At 69.2% G+C, this 17,920-nt stretch carries 16 protein-coding genes; 15 read left to right on the top strand and 1 reads right to left on the bottom strand.

The window, feature by feature from the left end; all coding sequences use genetic code 11:
• Positions 1–183: 183 nt before the first annotated feature.
• From pheS to HMPREF3165_RS04715, 9 genes are all read left to right on the top strand, one after another.
• Complete coding sequence (pheS, locus tag HMPREF3165_RS04755; protein WP_003786208.1) at positions 184–1,269, top strand: phenylalanine--tRNA ligase subunit alpha; 1,086 nt, start codon at positions 184–186, stop codon at positions 1,267–1,269.
• A 1-nt stretch (position 1,270) separates the two neighbouring features.
• Positions 1,271–3,928 (top strand): phenylalanine--tRNA ligase subunit beta, encoded by a 2,658-nt coding sequence (gene pheT / locus HMPREF3165_RS04750; RefSeq protein WP_070511215.1) that lies wholly within the window; start codon positions 1,271–1,273, stop codon positions 3,926–3,928.
• Between the two features lie 140 nt (positions 3,929–4,068).
• The gene (locus tag HMPREF3165_RS04745) at positions 4,069–4,587 is read left to right on the top strand and encodes a flavodoxin domain-containing protein (RefSeq protein WP_070511213.1); all 519 of its coding nucleotides are present in this window, start codon (positions 4,069–4,071) and stop codon (positions 4,585–4,587) included.
• A gap of 103 nt (positions 4,588–4,690) precedes the next feature.
• The gene (gene argC, locus HMPREF3165_RS04740; protein WP_070511211.1) at positions 4,691–5,800 is read left to right on the top strand and encodes an N-acetyl-gamma-glutamyl-phosphate reductase; all 1,110 of its coding nucleotides are present in this window, start codon (positions 4,691–4,693) and stop codon (positions 5,798–5,800) included.
• Positions 5,797–6,993 carry a bifunctional glutamate N-acetyltransferase/amino-acid acetyltransferase ArgJ gene (gene argJ / locus HMPREF3165_RS04735; RefSeq protein ID WP_070511210.1) on the top strand — a complete coding sequence of 399 codons (1,197 nt, stop codon included), beginning with the start codon at positions 5,797–5,799 and terminating at the stop codon, positions 6,991–6,993. The genes argC and argJ overlap by 4 nt, the downstream gene beginning before the upstream one ends.
• The gene (argB, locus tag HMPREF3165_RS04730) at positions 6,990–7,916 is read left to right on the top strand and encodes an acetylglutamate kinase (RefSeq protein ID WP_009747525.1); all 927 of its coding nucleotides are present in this window, start codon (positions 6,990–6,992) and stop codon (positions 7,914–7,916) included. The genes argJ and argB overlap by 4 nt, the downstream gene beginning before the upstream one ends.
• A complete protein-coding gene (locus HMPREF3165_RS04725) occupies positions 7,913–9,187 on the top strand; it encodes an acetylornithine transaminase (protein ID WP_070511208.1) in 1,275 nt (424 codons plus the stop codon). Before argB ends, HMPREF3165_RS04725 begins: the two co-directional genes overlap by 4 nt.
• Positions 9,184–9,771 (top strand): arginine repressor, encoded by a 588-nt coding sequence (locus HMPREF3165_RS04720; RefSeq protein WP_070511206.1) that lies wholly within the window; start codon positions 9,184–9,186, stop codon positions 9,769–9,771. Before HMPREF3165_RS04725 ends, HMPREF3165_RS04720 begins: the two co-directional genes overlap by 4 nt.
• 81 nt (positions 9,772–9,852) lie before the next feature.
• Positions 9,853–11,076, top strand: coding sequence for an argininosuccinate synthase (locus tag HMPREF3165_RS04715; protein WP_040321337.1), 1,224 nt, complete (start codon positions 9,853–9,855; stop codon positions 11,074–11,076).
• 40 nt (positions 11,077–11,116) lie between these two features.
• Here the strand turns inward: HMPREF3165_RS04715 and HMPREF3165_RS04710 are convergent, their stop codons facing one another.
• Positions 11,117–11,989, bottom strand: coding sequence for a formate/nitrite transporter family protein (locus tag HMPREF3165_RS04710; protein WP_070511204.1), 873 nt, complete (start codon positions 11,987–11,989; stop codon positions 11,117–11,119).
• A 175-nt stretch (positions 11,990–12,164) separates the two neighbouring features.
• On the opposite strand from HMPREF3165_RS04710, the gene argH reads away from it, so the two are divergent.
• The 6 genes from argH (at position 12,165) to tyrS (ending at position 17,594) form a co-directional block, all read left to right on the top strand.
• Positions 12,165–13,751 carry an argininosuccinate lyase gene (gene argH, locus HMPREF3165_RS04705; RefSeq protein WP_176746998.1) on the top strand — a complete coding sequence of 529 codons (1,587 nt, stop codon included), beginning with the start codon at positions 12,165–12,167 and terminating at the stop codon, positions 13,749–13,751.
• 17 nt (positions 13,752–13,768) lie between these two features.
• On the top strand, positions 13,769–14,440 hold the full coding sequence (locus HMPREF3165_RS04700) for a DNA-3-methyladenine glycosylase (RefSeq protein ID WP_070511200.1): 672 nt from the start codon (positions 13,769–13,771) through the stop codon (positions 14,438–14,440).
• Between the two features lie 140 nt (positions 14,441–14,580).
• The gene (locus tag HMPREF3165_RS04695) at positions 14,581–15,006 is read left to right on the top strand and encodes an SRPBCC family protein (RefSeq protein WP_070511198.1); all 426 of its coding nucleotides are present in this window, start codon (positions 14,581–14,583) and stop codon (positions 15,004–15,006) included.
• Positions 15,003–15,563, top strand: coding sequence for a MarR family winged helix-turn-helix transcriptional regulator (locus tag HMPREF3165_RS04690; RefSeq protein ID WP_070511196.1), 561 nt, complete (start codon positions 15,003–15,005; stop codon positions 15,561–15,563). The genes HMPREF3165_RS04695 and HMPREF3165_RS04690 overlap by 4 nt, the downstream gene beginning before the upstream one ends.
• Positions 15,553–16,167 carry a class I SAM-dependent methyltransferase gene (locus tag HMPREF3165_RS04685; protein WP_070511195.1) on the top strand — a complete coding sequence of 205 codons (615 nt, stop codon included), beginning with the start codon at positions 15,553–15,555 and terminating at the stop codon, positions 16,165–16,167. Before HMPREF3165_RS04690 ends, HMPREF3165_RS04685 begins: the two co-directional genes overlap by 11 nt.
• Positions 16,168–16,331: 164 nt before the next feature.
• Positions 16,332–17,594 carry a tyrosine--tRNA ligase gene (gene tyrS / locus HMPREF3165_RS04680; protein WP_070511193.1) on the top strand — a complete coding sequence of 421 codons (1,263 nt, stop codon included), beginning with the start codon at positions 16,332–16,334 and terminating at the stop codon, positions 17,592–17,594.
• Positions 17,595–17,920: the final 326 nt, after the last annotated feature.

Below are 17,920 nucleotides of genomic sequence, written 5' to 3'. Positions count from 1 at the left end.
CGTCAAGTCCCACGTGGCGGCAACCTCGTCGGTGCCCAGAACCAACCCATGCCCAACCCACGACCGAGTTGGGTAGCGGCCACCGCGCCACCCCGGTGACAGGACGATTCACACCCACGCGACGGCGCGGACTACCCTTAAGGGCGGACAACTCCGGAGACACCTGGTGGAAGGCACCGCAACATGACTGACGCTCCCGGCGCGCTCTCGCCCCTGGACGAGGACGGCATCAATGCCGCCGTCGAGGAGGCCCTGGCCGCCTTCGCCGCAGCCGGCACCCTCGCCGAGCTCAAGGAGGCCCGCCTGGCCCACACCGGCGACGCCTCGCCCCTGACCCTGGCCAACCGGCTCATCGGCACCCTGGACAAGGCGGACAAGCCCACCGCCGGCAAGCTCCTGGGCGGCGCTCGCGGGCGCATCGCCAAGGCTCTGACCGCCAGGCAGGAGACCCTCGAGGCCGCCGCCGAGGAGGAGATGCTGCGCACCGAGGCCGTCGATGTCACCATCCCCACCTCGCGGACGCAGGCCGGTGCCCGTCACCCCCTCGACGTCCTCATCGACGAGGTCTGCGACTTCTTCACCTCCATGGGCTGGTCCATCGCCGAGGGGCCGGAGGTCGAGCACGAGTGGTTCGACTTCGACGCCCTCAACTTCGACGCCGACCACCCCGCCCGCCAGATGCAGGACACCTTCTACATCGACGGTGCCAGCGTCGGGGCGGCCGAGGGGCAGGCCGCCAACCTCGTGCTGCGCACCCACACCTCCCCGGTCCAGGCCCGCGTCATGCTCGAGCAGCAGCCCCCGCTCTACGTGGCCTGCCCCGGCAAGGTCTTCCGCTCCGACGAGCTCGACGCCACCCACACCCCCGTCTTTCATCAGGTCGAGGGCCTGGCCGTGGACAAGGGCCTGACGATGGCGCACCTCAAGGGCGTCCTCGACCACTTCGCCAAGGCCATGTTCGGCCCTGAGGCGCGCACCCGCCTGCGCCCCTCCTTCTTCCCCTTCACCGAGCCCAGCGCCGAGATGGACCTGTGGTTCCCCCAGAAGAAGGGCGGTGCCGGCTGGATCGAGTGGGGAGGCTGCGGCATGGTCAACCCCAACGTGCTCACCGCCTGCGGTATCGACCCCGAGGTCTACACGGGCTTCGCCTTCGGCATGGGCCTGGAACGCACCCTCATGCTGCGCCACGGAATCGCCGACATGCATGACATCGTCGAGGGCGACATCCGCTTCTCCCAGCAGTTCGGCACCACCGGAAAGGGAAACTGACATGCCTTACGTCCCCATTGAATGGCTGCGCGAGCACGTCGACGTCCCCACCGGCCTGAGCGCCGAGCAGCTCGCCGCCGACCTCGTGCGCGTGGGCCTGGAGGAGGAGCGCATCGTTCCTCCGGCCGTCACCGGCCCCCTCGTCGTCGGCAAGGTCCTCACCCGCGAGGCCAAGGAGCAGTCCAACGGCAAGGTCATCAACTACTGCCGCGTCGACGTCGGCCCCGAGCACAATGACGCCCCCGGCACCGGCAAGGAGCCCTCCGACCTGCCCAGCCGCGGCATCGTCTGCGGCGCCCACAACTTCGACGTCGGAGACTACGTCGTCGTCTGCCTGCCCGGCGCCGTCCTGCCCGGCGACTTCCGCATCGCCGCGCGCAAGACCTACGGGCACGTCTCCGACGGCATGATCTGCTCGGCCCGCGAGCTCGGCATCGGGGAGGACCACTCCGGCATCATCGTGCTCCAGCAGTGGCTGGCCGAGCACGGCCACGACGGTGAGGAGCCGCCCGCACCCGGGACCGACGCCATCAGCATCCTCGGCCTGGGGGAGGAGGTCCTGGAGATCAACGTGACCCCGGACCGCGGCTACTGCTTCGCCATGCGCGGCGTGGCCCGCGAGTACTCCCACTCCACCGGCGCCCGCTTCACCGACCCCGCCGACGCCACCAACACGGGGCTGTACCCCAACGGCGTGGCCGGCGCCGGGCAGGGCGGCTACGACGTCGTCGTCCCCGAGGACCCCCAACCCATCCACGGGCGCCCCGGATGCGACCGCTACGTCGCCCGCCTCGTGCGCGGCATCGACCCGAACGCCCCGTCGCCGACTTGGATGCAGGACCGCCTCACCGCCGCAGGCATGCGACCCATCTCCCTGGCCGTGGACGTCACCAACTACGTCATGCTCGACCTGGGCCAGCCACTGCACGCCTTCGACGCCGGCAAGCTCACCGCCCCCATCGTCGTTCGTCGGGCGAAAGACGGCGAGCGCCTCACCTTCCTCGATGAGGTCACCCGCAGCCTCGACCCCGAGGACCTGGTCATCGCCGACTCCCCGGACGGCGAGGGCTCACGGGCACTGGTCCTGGCCGGTGTCTTCGGCGGGGCCCTCAGCGAGGTCGACGCCGACACCCGCGATGTCCTCATCGAGGCCGCCCACTTCGACCCGGTCAGCGTGGCCCGCTCCTCACGACGCCACAAGCTGCCCACCGAGTCCTCCAAGCGCAACGAGCGCGGCGTGGACACCGAGCTGGCCCCCATTGCCGCCCAGCGCGCCGTTGACCTGCTCGTGGAGTACGGCGGCGGCACCGCCGAGCCCGTGGCCACCGACATCAACCGCACCCGGGCCCCCGAGCCCATCACCATGCGCGCCGACGCCGCCGAGCGCCTCACCGGCGTCGCCTACGGAACCGAGCGCGTCACCGAGCTGCTCACCACCATCGGCTGCACCGTGGAGCGCGGTGGCTCCGCCGACGACGGAACCGCGCTGCTGACCGTCACCCCGCCGACCTGGCGCCCGGACCTGGTGGGGCCTGCCCACCTGGCCGAGGAGATCGCCCGCCTCGACGGATACGATGCCATCCCGGTCATCGTGCCCACGGCCCCCGCCGGCACGGGGCTGAGCGCCGACCAGAGGGCCCGCCGCGACATCGTGCGCGCCCTGGCCGACGCCGGACTCACCCAGGTCCTGTCCTACCCCTTCATCGGGGACATCCACGACCTGCTCGAGATTCCCGCCGACGACGCTCGCCGACAGACGGTCCGTCTGGCCAACCCCCTGGCCGAGGACGCCCCCTACCTGCGCACCAGCGTGCTCGACTCCCTGGTCGACGTCGCCCGGCGCAACGTCTCGCGCGGCCTGACCGACGTCGCCGTCTTCGAGGTCGGCTCCGTCACTCACCCGGCCGGTACTGTTCCCGCCCCGATCCCCGGAGTCTCCGGGCGCCCCAGCCAGTCCGAGGAGGCAGCCCTCGAGGCGGGCATTCCCGCCCAGCCCACCCACGTCGGCGCCGTCATGACCGGTGAGCACGAGCGCTCCGGGGTTCTCGGGGCCGGCCGGCCCTGGGACTGGGCCGACGCCGTCGAGGTGGTCCGCACCGTGGCCGCCGCGCTCGGGGTCACGATCGAGGTCCGCGCTCCCGAGTACCCTTACGCCCCCTGGCACCCCGGCCGCACCGCGGAGATCCGCCTGCCTGGCCGACGTCGGGGCAAGGAGGTCGAGCCCGGCAGGCTCGTCGCCCACGCCGGCGAGCTCCACCCGCGGGTCGTGCGCGCGCTCGGACTCCCCGAGCGGGCCTGCGCCGTCGAGATCGACCTCGACCCGCTGCTGGAGACCGCCCGCGACGCCGGGGCGCTCCAGGTCAAGCCCGTCTCCACCTTCCCGGCCGCCAAGGAGGACATCGCCCTGGTCGTCGACGAGACCACCACCGCCGCCGAGGTCGAGGCCCTGGTCAGACAGGCCGCCGGGGACCTGGCCGAGGAGGTCCGCCTTTTCGACGTCTTCCGCGGCCCCCAGCTCGGCGAGGGCAAGAAGTCGCTGGCGTTCTCCCTGGTGCTGCGGGCCCCTGACCGCACGCTGACCGCCGAGGAGACTGCCGGCGTGCGCAAGCGCGTGGTCAAGCGCGCCGCCAAGCTCCTGGGAGCCGAGCTGCGCAGCTGACCCATGCAGGGCCCGCCAGCTGGCCTAGAAGCACTGACGGCCATGATGTGATGCACATCATGGCCGTCAGTGCTTCTTCAGTGATTTTGTCGAGCGGAGGATCCCGGACAGCGGGTGTGGTCTCGGTAATACTAGGCGGCATGAAGATCCTGCTGACCTCTTCCTCCAAGCATGGGTCCACCGATGAGGTGGCCGCGGTGATTGCTGAGCGGCTCCGAGCCGCCCACATCGATGTGGAGACCAAGCGCCCCGAGGATGTTGACAGCGTCGAGGATTACGACGCCTTCATCCTGGGCAGTGCGGTCTACATGACCACGTGGATGCCGGAGGCCGTCGACTTCACCACGCGCTTCCATGACGTCCTCAGAGCCAGGCCCGTGTGGGCCTTCTCCGTGGGGCTCTCCGGCCTGCCCAAGGGCAAGGTCTCCGACCCCATGCGCATCGGACCGGTGCTGCTGGCCATCGACCCGGAGGATCACATGACCTTCGCGGGCCGCTTCGACCCCTCCAAGCTCAGCCTGCGGGAGCGCTCCATCGCCAAGCTCGGGGGAGCGACCGAGGGTGACTACCGCGACTGGGACGAGGTGCGCCAGTGGGCCGACGCCATCGCCACCTCCCTCTATGACGACACGCTCACCAGTCGCTGCGACCGGTCCTAGCCCCCGGCGTCCCTGGCGTCCCCGGCCCTGAGGGCGGAGGGGAGATGAGTCACAGCAGCAGACGATGACTGCATTTCTATGCATGCGGATGTATGGTTGCTGCATGACTTGGTCAGTTGCTGTTGCTGGAGCCACCGGGTACGCCGGTGGTGAGGTTCTGCGCCTGCTCACGGCCCACCCGGAGGTGGAGGTCGGAGCGCTCACCGCGGCCTCGTCCGCCGGCAGTCGGCTCGGCGAGCACCACCCGCACCTGCTTTCCCTGGCGGACCGCATCGTCCAGCCCACCGAGGCGGAGATCCTCGCCGAGCACGACGTCGTCGTCCTGGCCCTGCCGCACGGAGCTTCCGGAGCCATCACGGCGGCCCTCGAGGAGCTCGCCTCGGGCGGCAGAAGCGCGCCGCTACTCATCGACTGCGGCGCGGACCACCGCCTGATCAGTCAGCAGGCGTGGGAGGCCTACTACGGCTCGGACTACGCCGGCGCCTGGACCTACGGCATGCCCGAGCTCCTGCACCACGGCGAGACTCGAGCCCACGCCCAGCGCGAGGAGCTGGCAGCCTCCAGGCGCATCGCCGTCCCCGGATGCAACGTCACCGCCGTCACCCTGGCCGTCCAGCCCGGTATCGCCGCCGGACTTCTCGACCCCTCCCGGCTGACCGCGGTGCTGGCCGTCGGATACTCCGGTGCAGGCAAGGCCCTCAAGCCCCACCTCACCGCTGCCGAGGCGCTGGGGTCGGCTCAGCCCTACGCCGTCGGAGGCACTCACCGGCACATTCCCGAGATCGTCCAGAACCTGGAGGTGGCCGGAGCCGCCGCCGGTGCAGCACGCCTGTCCTTCACCCCGGTCCTGGTTCCCATGAGCCGCGGCATCCTGGCCACCGTCACCGCCCCCATGACTGCGGCTCTGCGCGAGGCCCCCGACCCCGAAGCGGCCCTGCGAGCCGCCTGGGATGACGCCTACGGGGCCACCGGTAGTGGCGAGAGCCTCATCCAGCTGCTGCCCGAGGGGAGCTGGCCCATCACCGGCACCGTCCTGGGGAGTGGAACCGCCACCGTTCAGGTCGCCATCGACCGTGGTGCGGAGGCCGTCGTGGCCATGTGCGCCATCGACAACCTCGGCAAGGGCACCGCCAGTGCCGCCGTTCAGTCCCTCAACCTCGCCCTCGGGCTGGAGGAGACCACCGCCATCACCATCCAAGGAGTCGCACCGTGAGCGTGACCGCAGCACAGGGCTTCCGCGCCGCCGGCGTGCGCGCCGGCCTCAAGGCCTCCGGCAAGCCCGACCTCGCCCTCGTCGTCAATGACGGGCCGTTGGACACCGCGGCCGGGGTGTTCACCACCAACCGTGTCGTTGCCGCCCCCGTGGTCTGGTCACGCCGGCTCCTGGCCGGCCAGGAAGACGGGCAGGCGGGTCACGCCCGCGCCGTCGTCCTCAACTCCGGCAGTGCCAACGCCTGCACCGGAGCGCAGGGCATGTGCGACACCGAGGCCACCGCCTCCCGTGCCGCCGGCCTGCTGGGCGCCGAACCGGACCAGGTCCTGGTCTGCTCCACGGGCGTCATCGGGGAGCGCATCGACATGCCCGTCCTCCTGGAGGGCGTCGACGTCGCGGCCCTCGCCCTGGCCGATACGCCTCAGGCCGGTACCGATGCCGCCACCGCCATCATGACCACCGACACCGTCTCCAAGGAGGACGCCCTCACGGTCGGTGCCGGCGAGCAGAGCTGGACCATCGGCGGCATGATTAAGGGCGTGGGCATGCTGGCCCCAGGGTTGGCCACCATGCTCGCCGTCATCACCACCGACGCCGTCCTCACCCCTCAGCAGGCCCAGGACGCCCTGGCCTCCGCCACGATGCGAACCGTCAACCGGATCAACTCCGACGGGTGCATGTCCACCAACGACACGGTTGTCCTGCTGGCCTCCGGAGCCTCCGGCACCACGCCCTCCCAGGACGAGCTCGACGAGGCGCTCACCGAGGTGATGAGCCGGCTCGGCCGGCGCCTGGTGGCCGACGCCGAGGGTGCCACCCACGACATCGCCATCACCGTCTCCGGCGCCGTCAGCGAGGAGGCCGCCGAGGCCGCGGCCCGCACCGTCAGCTCCTCCAACCTCCTCAAGTGCGCCATCGCGGGGGCCGACCCCAACTGGGGGCGCATCCTCTCCCAGCTGGGGACCGTGCCCGAGGACGTCTGCCCCTTCAACCCCGACGAGGTCGACGTCGCCATCAACGGCATCACGATCTTCAGCCACGGCACTCCCCAACCCAACCGGGACGCGGTGGACATGAGCCCACGCGAGACCCGCATCGACATCGAGCTGTCTGCGGGCCCGGCCCAGGCCACCGTGTGGACCAACGACCTCACTCACGGATACGTCACCATCAACGCGGACTACACGACATGAAACGTACCCCCCTCGACCCACAGACCAAGGCATCCGTCCTGCTGGAGGCCGTGCCGTGGCTGCGCACCTACAAGGGCGCCACCATGGTCATCAAGTACGGCGGCAACGCCATGGTCAACGATGAGCTCAAACGCGCCTTCGCCCAGGACATCCTCTTCCTGCACCAGGTCGGGGTGCGCCCCGTCGTCGTTCACGGTGGCGGACCCCAGATCAACGCGATGCTCAAGCGGCTGGGCATCACCTCGGAGTTCCGCGGAGGACTGCGCGTCACCACTCCCGAGGTCATGGACGTGGTCCGCATGGTGCTCACCGGTTCCGTGCAGCGCGAGCTCGTCTCCCTGCTCAACACCGACGGCTCCGCCGCCGTCGGCATCAGCGGTGAGGACGGCGGGCTCCTGCGAGCCCGGCAGCGGCTGGCCACGGTGGACGGGAACAAGGTCGACGTCGGCCTGGTCGGCGACGTCGTCGACGTCAGTCCTCAGCCCATCATCGACCTGCTCGACCAGGGCCGCATCCCGGTCATCTCCTCGGTCGCCCCGCTGACGACGGACTCCGAGACCGTCCTCAACGTCAACGCCGACACGGCCGCCGCCGCGATCGCCGTGGCCCTCAAGGCCCGCACCCTGCTCATGCTCACCGACGTTGAGGGGCTCTACTCCGCCTGGCCAGACCGCAGCACACTGGTGCCCTTCATCAGTACCGCCGCGCTGGAGGAGCTCCTGCCCACGCTCGAGGCCGGGATGATCCCCAAGATGGAGGCCTGCCTGCGGGCCGTCTACGGGGGAGTCGCGCAGGCGCATGTCGTCGACGGACGCCAGGCCCACAGCATGCTGCTCGAGATCGTCACCGACCAGGGAGTCGGCACCGTCATCCACCCCGGAGACGCTCCGGTCCCACCACTGAACGGAGGCAAGAGCCTATGACCCACTCCTCGCAAGCACCGGCACCCACCGCGGAGGCGAAGGGATCCGGCACCGGCAACGCCGGCTGGCTGGCGCGCTACACCGACGCCGTCATGAACACCTTCGGCACCCCCGGCCGGGTCCTGGTCCGGGGGAGGGGCGCCCATGTCTGGGACGCCGACGGTCAGGAGTACATCGACCTGCTGGCAGGCATCGCCGTCAACTGCCTGGGCCATGCGCACCCCGCGATCATCCGGGCCGTCACCGAGCAGCTCTCCGAGCTGGGGCACGTGTCGAACTTCTTCACCACCCCCGCCCAGGTCGGCCTCGCCGAGGAGCTCGTCCGGCTCACCTTCCCCAACCGTCCCGCTCACGACTCCCGCGTCTTCCTGGCCAACTCCGGCACCGAGGCCAATGAGGCCGCCTTCAAGATAGCCCGCCGCCACGGCGGGAGCCGGCGCCCCCGCGTCCTGGCCCTCCAGGACGCCTTCCACGGCAGGACCATGGGCGCGCTGGCCCTGACCCACAAGGCCGCCTACCGCGAGCCCTTCGAGCCGCTGCCCGGAGGAGTCGAGTTCATCCCCGCCGGCGACATCGAGGCCCTGCGCACCGCGCTGGGGCCGGATGTGGCGGCACTCGTCGTCGAACCCATTCAGGGTGAGGCCGGGGTGCGTGAGCTGCCCGCCGGATACCTGGAGGCGGCCCGCGAGCTGACCGAGGCCGCCGGCGCGCTGCTCATCATCGATGAGGTCCAGACCGGAATGGGACGCACCGGCGCCTGGATGGCCCACCACCTGCTGGCGCCGGGCGTCGTCCCCGACGTCGTCACCCTGGCCAAGGGACTGGGCGGAGGAATCCCCATCGGCGCAGTCGTCGCCACTGGGCAGGCCGCCGCTCTTCTCGAGCCGGGGCAGCACGGCACCACCTTCGGCGGCAACCCGGTGGCCTGTGCAGCAGCCCTCGCCGTCATCGGGACCATCCGCAGCCAGTCCCTGCTGGAGCGGGTTCAGCAGCTCGGCTCGGCCTGGTCCAGGCAGCTGGCAGCCGTTGACGGAGTCGATCAGGTGCGCGGCCGGGGCCTGCTGCTCGGCGTCGGGCTGGAGGACGGGCTCCCACCCGCTGCTGAGATCGCCGCTGCCCTGGCGGCCCGCGGCTTCATCGTCAACGCGCCTCGCCCCGACACGATCCGCCTGGCTCCCCCCTTCATCCTCTCCGACGATGATGCCAGGGCCTTCACCGCCACGTTGTCCGAGGTTCTTGCTCGGGCACAGTCAGAGAAAGCCGGTTCATGAGCGCCGCCATCGAGGCCTCTCAGCGCGATCTGGGGGCAACGGCCCCCCTGGTGCCCGGGACCAAGACCGCCAGGCACGCCAGCATCGTCCAGATCCTGTCGCGCGAACGCATCCGCTCCCAGGCCCAGCTGCGCAAGGCCCTGGCACAGCGCGGCATCAGCACCACCCAGGCCACGCTCTCACGGGACTTGGTGGAGCTGCGGGCCACGAAGATCCGCGCCCCGGGCGGAGAGCTCATCTACTCCATGCCCGAGGCCGGTGCCCCCGGCCAGGTCCCTACTGGTGCCCTCTTAGAGACGGAGGAGACCGAGGACTCCCTGCGCGCCCACACCACCGCCCGCCTGTCCCGGTGGTGCGCCGAGCTGCTGGTCACCGCCGAGTGGGCCGGCCCCCAAGTGGTCCTGCGAACTCCCGCCGGCGCCGCCCAGCTGCTCGCCGGTGCCGTCGACGACGCCATGATGCCGGGCGTCATGGGGTGCATCGCCGGCGACGACACCGTCCTGGTCATCACCCGCGGCGCCCAGGTCGCGGCCGACGTGGCCAGACACCTGCTCGCCCTGGCCGACCCCTCGGCCCGAGCCTGACCTCTCCCCACCACCCTTGACATCCCCCAGTCACCTCGGCGCCGCTGCGGCGGCGTCATCACGAAGAGAAGAGTGATCCCATTGAGCATCCACAAGGACCGTGTCGTCCTGGCCTACTCCGGAGGCCTGGACACGTCCGTCGCCATCGGCTGGATCGGCGAGGCCACCGGTCGTGAGGTTGTGGCCGTCGCCGTCGACGTCGGCCAGGGCGGCGAGGACCTTGAGGTGATCCGTCAGCGAGCCCTCGACTGCGGCGCCGTCGAGGCCTATGTCGCCGACGCCCGCGACGAGTTCGCCAACGACTACTGCATGCCGGCGCTCAAGGCCAACGCCCTCTATGAGGGGACCTACCCGCTCGTCTCGGCCCTGTCCCGCCCCGTCATCGCCCGTCACCTGGTCAAGGCCGCCCGCGAGTTCGGCGCGCACACCGTGGCGCACGGCTGCACCGGCAAGGGCAACGACCAGGTCCGCTTCGAGGTCTCCATCACCTCCATGGCCCCCGACATGGACTGCATCTCCCCGGTACGCGACCTGGCGCTGACCCGTGACGTAGCCATCGACTACGCCGAGAAGCACAACCTGCCGATCGAGACCACCAAGCACAACCCCTTCTCCATCGACCAGAACGTCTGGGGCCGCGCCATTGAGACCGGGTACCTCGAGGACCTGTGGAACGCTCCCACTAAGGACGTCTACGTCTACACCGACGACCCCGCCTACCCGCCCCTGCCCGACGAGGTGATCCTGACCTTCAAGGAGGGCATCCCCGTAGCGATCGACGGTCGTGACGTCAGCCCCCTGGAGGCGATTCAGGAGCTCAACCGCAGAGCCGGCGCCCAGGGCGTGGGGCGTATCGACATGGTCGAGGACCGGCTCGTGGGGATCAAGTCCCGCGAGATCTACGAGGCCCCCGGCGCCGTGGCCCTGATCGAGGCGCACCGGGCGCTCGAGGCCGTCACCCTGGAGCGCATGCAGCACCGCTACAAGCGGAGCATGGAGCAGACCTGGGCCGATCTCGTCTACGAGGCCCAGTGGTACTCCCCGCTCAAGCGCTCCATGGACGCCTTCATCGAGGATACGCAGCGCTACGTCAACGGTGATATTCGCATGGTCCTGCACGGCGGTCGGGCGACCGTCAACGGGCGCCGCTCCGAGACGGGCCTGTACGACTTCAACCTGGCCACCTACGAGAGCGGAGACACCTTCGACCAGTCCTCCTCGCGGGGATTCATCGAGATCTACGGGATGCAGTCCAAGCTCGCCGCCGCCCGCGACGTGCGCGCCGGCAACGATCGGGGATTCTGACTGAGCCGCACCGCCGGTCCCACCACCTCGAAGCACTCGGCTACGTGGCCGCTTGCGCCTCGTTGTGGTGGGGCTGGCGGCGCAGCCAGCGGGAGTCGTCATTGGCGTAGGCGTAGTAGCCGCCGATCAGCAGCCCTCCGCCCACGAAGTTGCCCAGCAGGGCCACAGCCACGTTCCCCAGCGCCGGCAGGACATCGATCCCGTGCGTCAGGCCGACGACGGTGAACAGGACCGTGTTGGCCACGGAGTGCTCCAGGCCGAGGAAGGCGAAGACGAACACGGAGATGAGCATCGCGAAGATCTTGGACCAGTCCTCGCGGATGAAGCCGTTGTAGATGAGGAGCATCGCCAGGTTAATCATGAAGTTGCACAGGACCGCCCGCACGAAGAGGTCCCCGATCCCTGAGACCGACGACAGGTAGTGGAGCTTGGCGGCCACTGAGTGCACGGCCTGCTCGCCGGTCGCCGCCTCCACGAGGGTGGAGAAGCGGTACATGGCCGCGAAGACCAGTCCTCCGGCGAAGTTGCCGGCCAGGCACATGACCAGCACCCTCAGGGCCCGCCACGTCGAGATCTGCTTGTAGTAGTGGCCGATGGCCACCACCATCATGTTGCTGGTGAGCAACTCGGACTTCGTGTAGTAGATGAAGACGAGAGCGGGGCCGAAGGACAGAGCCCCGAGCATCTTCCCGATCCCCGCGAGCGAGGCGTCCCCGATGCGAAGGCCGTCGAAGACGCCGACGATGGCGTAGTTCACGATGTAGAAGACCGCCACGATCATGCCGGCCATCGCCGCGCGCATGAGATAGCGATGGGCGATCACCCCGGTCATCCGGGTCTTGGCCTCGAGGGCCTCGAGCACGGTGGAGATGAACTGCTTGCCTGGGAAAAGTGCGTCTTGTTCGGCGGGCATTGGCTCATCATGGCATTGCCTGCCAACCGAGATACAGGTCTTTCTTCCTTCCCGTTGGTCGGGGTCGCTGGTCCTGGCCCACTGCCGTATCTTCCTCAAGAATGCATGGGTCATTTTGTCGACGAGCCACGACAGGGCCTGTCTAGACTGATCGTTGAGGAACCTGTGCGGGCAGATGGGCCATGATGGAGCCATGAGTCAGTTCTCCAGCCAGTCCACTCAGCCGTCCGCTGCCCAGTCCGTCGCCTCAGAAGCTCAGCAGGACGCTGCCCCCGCCGGCGTCAGCCTGTGGGGCGGACGCTTCTCAGGAGGACCCGCCGACGCATTGGCCGCCCTGTCGGTGAGCACCCACTTCGACTGGCGCCTGGCCCGCTACGACATCGCCGGCTCCCGGGCCCACGCTCGCGCCCTGGCGCAGGCCGGGCTACTGGATGCGGGGCAGCTGTCCGGCATGCTGGAGGCCCTGGACGATCTCGAGGCCGACGTCGTCGCCGGCATCTTCGTCCCCGAGGCCACCGACGAGGATGTCCACACCGCCCTGGAGCGCGGTCTCATCGAGCGCGCCGGTGACGACCTGGGGGGCCGGCTGCGCGCCGGGCGCAGCCGCAACGACCAGATCGCCACTCTCATCCGCATGTACCTGCGCGACCAGGCTCGCCACGTGGCCGGACTCGTCCTCGACGTCGTCGACGCCCTCATCGACCAGGCCGCCCAGGCCTCCGACGCCATCATGCCCGGACGCACTCACATGCAGCACGCCCAGCCGGTGCTCGTCGCCCACCAGCTGCTGGCCCACGCCTGGCCGCTCATGCGCGACGTTGAGCGCTTGGAGGACTGGGACTCCCGCGCCGCCGTGAGCCCCTACGGCTCCGGTGCGCTGGCGGGCAACACTCTCGACATGGACCCCGACGCCGTGGCCGCCGACCTCGGGTTCGAGGCCGCCGTGGAGAACTCCATCGACGGCACCGCCGCCCGCGACGTCGTCGCTGAGCTCAGCTTCGTGCTGACGATGACCTCCGTCGACGTCTCACGCCTGAGCGAGGAGATCATCATCTGGAACACCAAGGAGTTCGACTTCGTCACTCTGGACGACTCCTACTCCACGGGCTCGTCCATCATGCCGCAGAAGAAGAACCCGGACGTGGCCGAGCTCGCCCGCGGCAAGGCCGGACGCCTCATTGGCGACCTGACCGGGCTGCTCGCCACCCTCAAGGCCCTGCCCCTGGCCTACGACCGGGACCTGCAGGAGGACAAGGAACCGGTCTTCGACGCCGTCGACACCCTGGCCGTCCTCCTGCCGGCCGTCAGCGGCATGGTGAGCACGATGACCCTCCACTACGAGCGCATGGCGGAGCTTGCCCCTCAGGGGTTCTCCCTGGCCACCGATATCGCGGAGTGGCTGGTTAAGAACGGTGTGCCATTCCGCAGCGCCCACGAGATCTCCGGTGCCTGCGTACGCGAGTGCGAGAAGCGCGGCATTGAGCTGTGGGACCTGTCCGACGCCGACTTCGCTGCCATTGATGAGCGGCTCACCCCGGGGGTGCGGGAGGTCCTCTCAGCCGAGGGGTCGGTGGCCGCCCGTACCGGGCACGGCGGCACCGCCCCGGTGCGAGTGGTGGAGCAGCTCGCCCGCGCCATCGCCCGCAGCGCCGAGCTGCGAGTCTTCGCCTGGGAGGGCTCCTTGCTGGACGGCCCCGCCGGTCCCCAGTGGCCCGAACCCAGTGAGACCGATGAGGATCGGGACGAGGAGGACCAGGACTGAGCCGGGGCGGCAGGTCGATGTCAGACGCTTCCCTGAGGGAGACGGCGATCGAGCTGAGCGCCGAGGTCGCCTCACTGCTCAGATGTGACAGTCTGGAGGCGGCCCCGGCGCTGCTGGGCGCCGTCATCACCGTTGCCGACTCGGCCGGGCGTGTCGCGATCCGCCTGACCGAGGTGGAGGCCTACCGCGGCGAGAAGGACCCGGGCTCCCACGCCTTCCGGGGACGCACGGCGCGCAATGCCTCCATGTTCGAGGCCGGCGGGTGCATCTACGTTTACTTCACCTACGGCATGCACCATTGCCTCAACATCGTCACCGGACCTGCCGGGGTCTCACGCGCGGTGCTGCTGCGCGGGGGAGAGGTCGTCGAAGGGCTCGAGCAGGCCAGGGGACGCCGCCCCGCAGCCCGCACTGACCGCGACCTGGCCCGTGGCCCGGCCAGACTGTGCGCCGCACTGGGACTGGACCGCTCCGACGACGGCGCGCTGCTGGGCGGGCCGGGATCACGCATCTGCCTGACGCTGCCGCAGCAGGCACCGGATGCCGGACGCATCCGCCGTGGGCCACGCACCGGGGTGGCCGGCCCCGGGGGAGACGGAGAAGCCTTCCCGTGGCGCTTCTGGCTGGACGGAGAGCCCACCGTCTCGCCATACCGGCCGGCCGTCACCAGGCGACGCTCACAGGGCTGAACCTCGCCGAGCCCGACTCCGATGGGTCTCCACTTGCCCACGCCGCTCCTGTCCGCTAATAATGGGTACACAGATTATCGCTGCGAAGACTATTTGTGGTGCGGAACCGCCGAGCGCGGAGGACGAGGAAGGGGACGGCCATGTGGTCGACTGAGTGCCAACGGACAGTGGATCTCCCGGCGGAGGTCCTGTGGGAGACCTGGATCAAGGTTCTCTCCGGTGAGATCGAGCTCCCCCAGGGAGATCGCTACGAGCCGCGCGAGCCCGTGGGACCCGGCGCCTCGATCACGATGACTCCGGAGGGGCAGGACAGTATCGAGATCACGGTGATCCGCTGGGAACCCCCTCATGTCCAGGCGGACCGGGTCTCCTACGGGGGAGTGGAGCTGACCTTCACCCACTCCTTCATGCCCGCGCAGACACAAGGGAAGAGCGTTGTGACCACCCGCCTCGACATCGACGGCCCCGGTGCCGACGATGTAGGCCCGACGATCGGTCCGGGAATCGCCGAGGACTTTCCGCAGGCCATCGACTCGCTCGTTGAGGCTGCTAGGGTCGATATGTGAAGACAAGGTTCCAGGGTCCTGAGGCGAGCCCCGGCTTCCTCATGTGGAGGGCCGCGCTGGCCTGGCAGCGAGACATCGCTGCCGCCCTGGAGCCAGTTGGACTGACACACTCCCAGTTCGTCCTCCTGGCCTGCACGCAGTGGCTCGAGGAGCACGGGGACGGGGCCAGCCAGGTGATGGTCGCGACCCAGGCGGGAATGGACGTGAAGACCACCAGCCAGGTGCTGCGCCGGCTGGAGCGGGCCGGTCTGGTGTCGCGGCAGCCGGATCCCAAGGACGCCCGTGCCCGGATCGTGACCATGACAGCGGCAGGGAGAGATGTCGGGGCCCGGGCAACGCGTTTGGTGGAGGACGCCGATGAGGCGTACTTCGCAGCAGTGCCCCACCTGCGCGAGGCACTGCTGCGTGAAGCCGGCGTCGTAGCGCGCGGATCAGCGACGCAGCCCAACGCGGAGACCGCTGCGTCTACCGACCGGGCTGAGAGCCCCAAGACCTCGAGCGACACAGCCGGTCCGACCACGGCGGCTGCTCCACCAGGCTCCCGCAGTGGCCAGTGACTACTGGAACCACAACGTCGCCTTTCACCGGCGCATCGTGCGGGACGCGGCGCTGCGCGGTGGAAGCGCGCTCGATGTCGGATGCGGTGACGGGCTCCTGCTCGCACGCCTGGCGGCGGTGTGCCGGTGCGCCGTCGGACTTGAAACCGACGGGCAGGCAGCTGCTCGAGCGCGTAGACGTCTGGAGCGGACTCCGCAGGCCGAGGTGCTGCTCGACGACGTCATGGATCTGGACCTTCCTCAGCGCATCGGCACCTTTGAGACGGTCACCTGCGTGGCCACGCTGCACCACCTCCCACTGGAACCCGCCCTGGTGAGGCTGAGTCAGCTGGTGGCACCCGGTGGGCGTCTGATCGTCGTCGGCTTGGCCGCCAACAAGAGCCTGTGGGACTGGACGCTGTCCGCACTGGCCGTCCTGCCTCTGCACGTGGTCGGCGCCCTGCGACGGGAGAGCTCAGACATCGGTGTGGTCACTCGTGTTCCACGGGAGTCCCTGGCCGAGATTCGTAGGGCGGCAGTCCGGCTGCTTCCCGGGGCCAGGACTCGACGGCGCTTCTACTACCGATACACCCTCATATGGGATCGCCCGACTGAGGGCTCGTGAAGGCTCCCCGTATCCGGCTCACGGCTCCGTGGCCCGGCCTCTTCGTGGAAGCCGAGCCGGAGCATGGCAGACTATCTGCGCCGGAGGTATCAGCCGGACCCGAGCGTGACGCGCCGGGATCATGCGTGCGGCAAGCACGACAACCCACGGAAGGCGACTGGACAGTGACGGACATCCTGGACGAACTGCAGTGGCGCGGGCTCATCGCCCAGCACACCGACATTGACGCGCTGCGAGCGGCGCTCAGCGACGGGGCCGTCACCTTCTATTGCGGGTTCGACCCCACGGCGCCGAGCCTTCACCACGGGCACCTCGTAGCCGTCAAGGTCATGCGTCACCTCCAGCTCGCCGGGCACCATCCGCTGGCGCTCGTGGGTGGGGCGACCGGCCTCATCGGCGACCCGCGCGCCAAGGGGGAGCGCAGCCTCAACACCAAGGATGTCGTCGCAGGCTGGGCGGCCAGCCTGCAGGAACAGCTCGAGAACCTTCTCGACTTCAGCGGGGACAACCCGGCGCAGATCGTCAACAACCTGGACTGGACCCAGGCGATGAGCGCCATCGACTTCCTGCGGGACCTGGGCAAGCACTTCCGCATGGGCACCATGCTCTCCAAGGACATCGTCGCCCGGCGCCTGGCCAGCGAGGAGGGCATCTCCTACACCGAGTTCAGCTACCAGGTCCTCCAGGCCAACGACTATCTCGAGCTCTACCGACGCTACGGATGCACCCTGGAGGTCGGCGGCAACGACCAGTGGGGCAACCTCGTGGGCGGGATGGACCTCATCCACAAGGTCGAGGGCGCCTCGGTCCACGTCATGACCAACCCCCTCATCACCAAGGCCGACGGCACCAAGTTCGGTAAGTCCGAGGGCGGGGCGATCTGGCTCAACCCCGAGATGCTCAGCCCCTACGCCTTCTACCAGTTCTGGCTCCAAGTCGACGACGCCGACGTCGTGCGCTTCCTCAAGGTCTTCACCTTCCTGGAACGCGAGGAGATTGAGCGCCTGGAGGCGGTGACGGCCGAGAACCCGAAGGCACGTGAGGCGCAGCGGGTTCTGGCGCACGAAGTCTGCACGTGGGTCCATGGAGCCGACGCGACTGCCCAGGCCGAAGCGGCGACCTCCGCACTGTGGGGCCGCGGCGACCTCGCCGACATCGATGAGGCGACGATCCTGGCGGCCACGGCTGATCTCGCCTCCGGTGACGTGACAGTCGGACAGACCACGATCGTGGACCTGCTCGTGGGCACGGGGCTGGAGCGCGGGCGCAATGCGGCCCGCAAGACCATTGCCGGAGGCGGGGCCTACATCAACAACGTCAAGGTGGCCGACGAGACCGCGGTCATCGGTCCCGAGCACCTGCTCGCCGGGGGAGTGGTGCTGGTACGCAAGGGACGGCGGAACCTGGCCGTCGGACGTGCGGTTTAGGCTCCACCGTCAAGGGAAAGCCTTACTTTGCGAACACGGTTGTTGAGCGGTGACGATGCCTTGTGGGCACCGTCACCGCTCAACAGTTTGACGGGTTGGTGGTCGGTGCGTAATGTTCTCTCCGGCCCGAAACGGGGAGGATGAATTTCCTCAGACCGGCCGGGGACTGAGAACTGAAGAGAGCCGAAGAGAGACGAGGGTCACCGCCCATTCGTTTGACTCAGAAAATCCGGCTCGCTAAAGTTTCTCAGGCGCTTCTGAGAGCGAAGCGAAAGGCAAAATGCCTTACGACAAGTTCTCGGTGGGTGTGTTGTTTGAGAACTCGA

The organism is Actinomyces sp. HMSC08A09 (assembly GCF_001807465.1).
GTDB classification, from domain to species: domain Bacteria; phylum Actinomycetota; class Actinomycetes; order Actinomycetales; family Actinomycetaceae; genus Actinomyces; species Actinomyces oris.
Note: the sequence above shows the minus strand (reverse complement) of the source record. Positions and strands in the feature narration are given on the sequence as shown.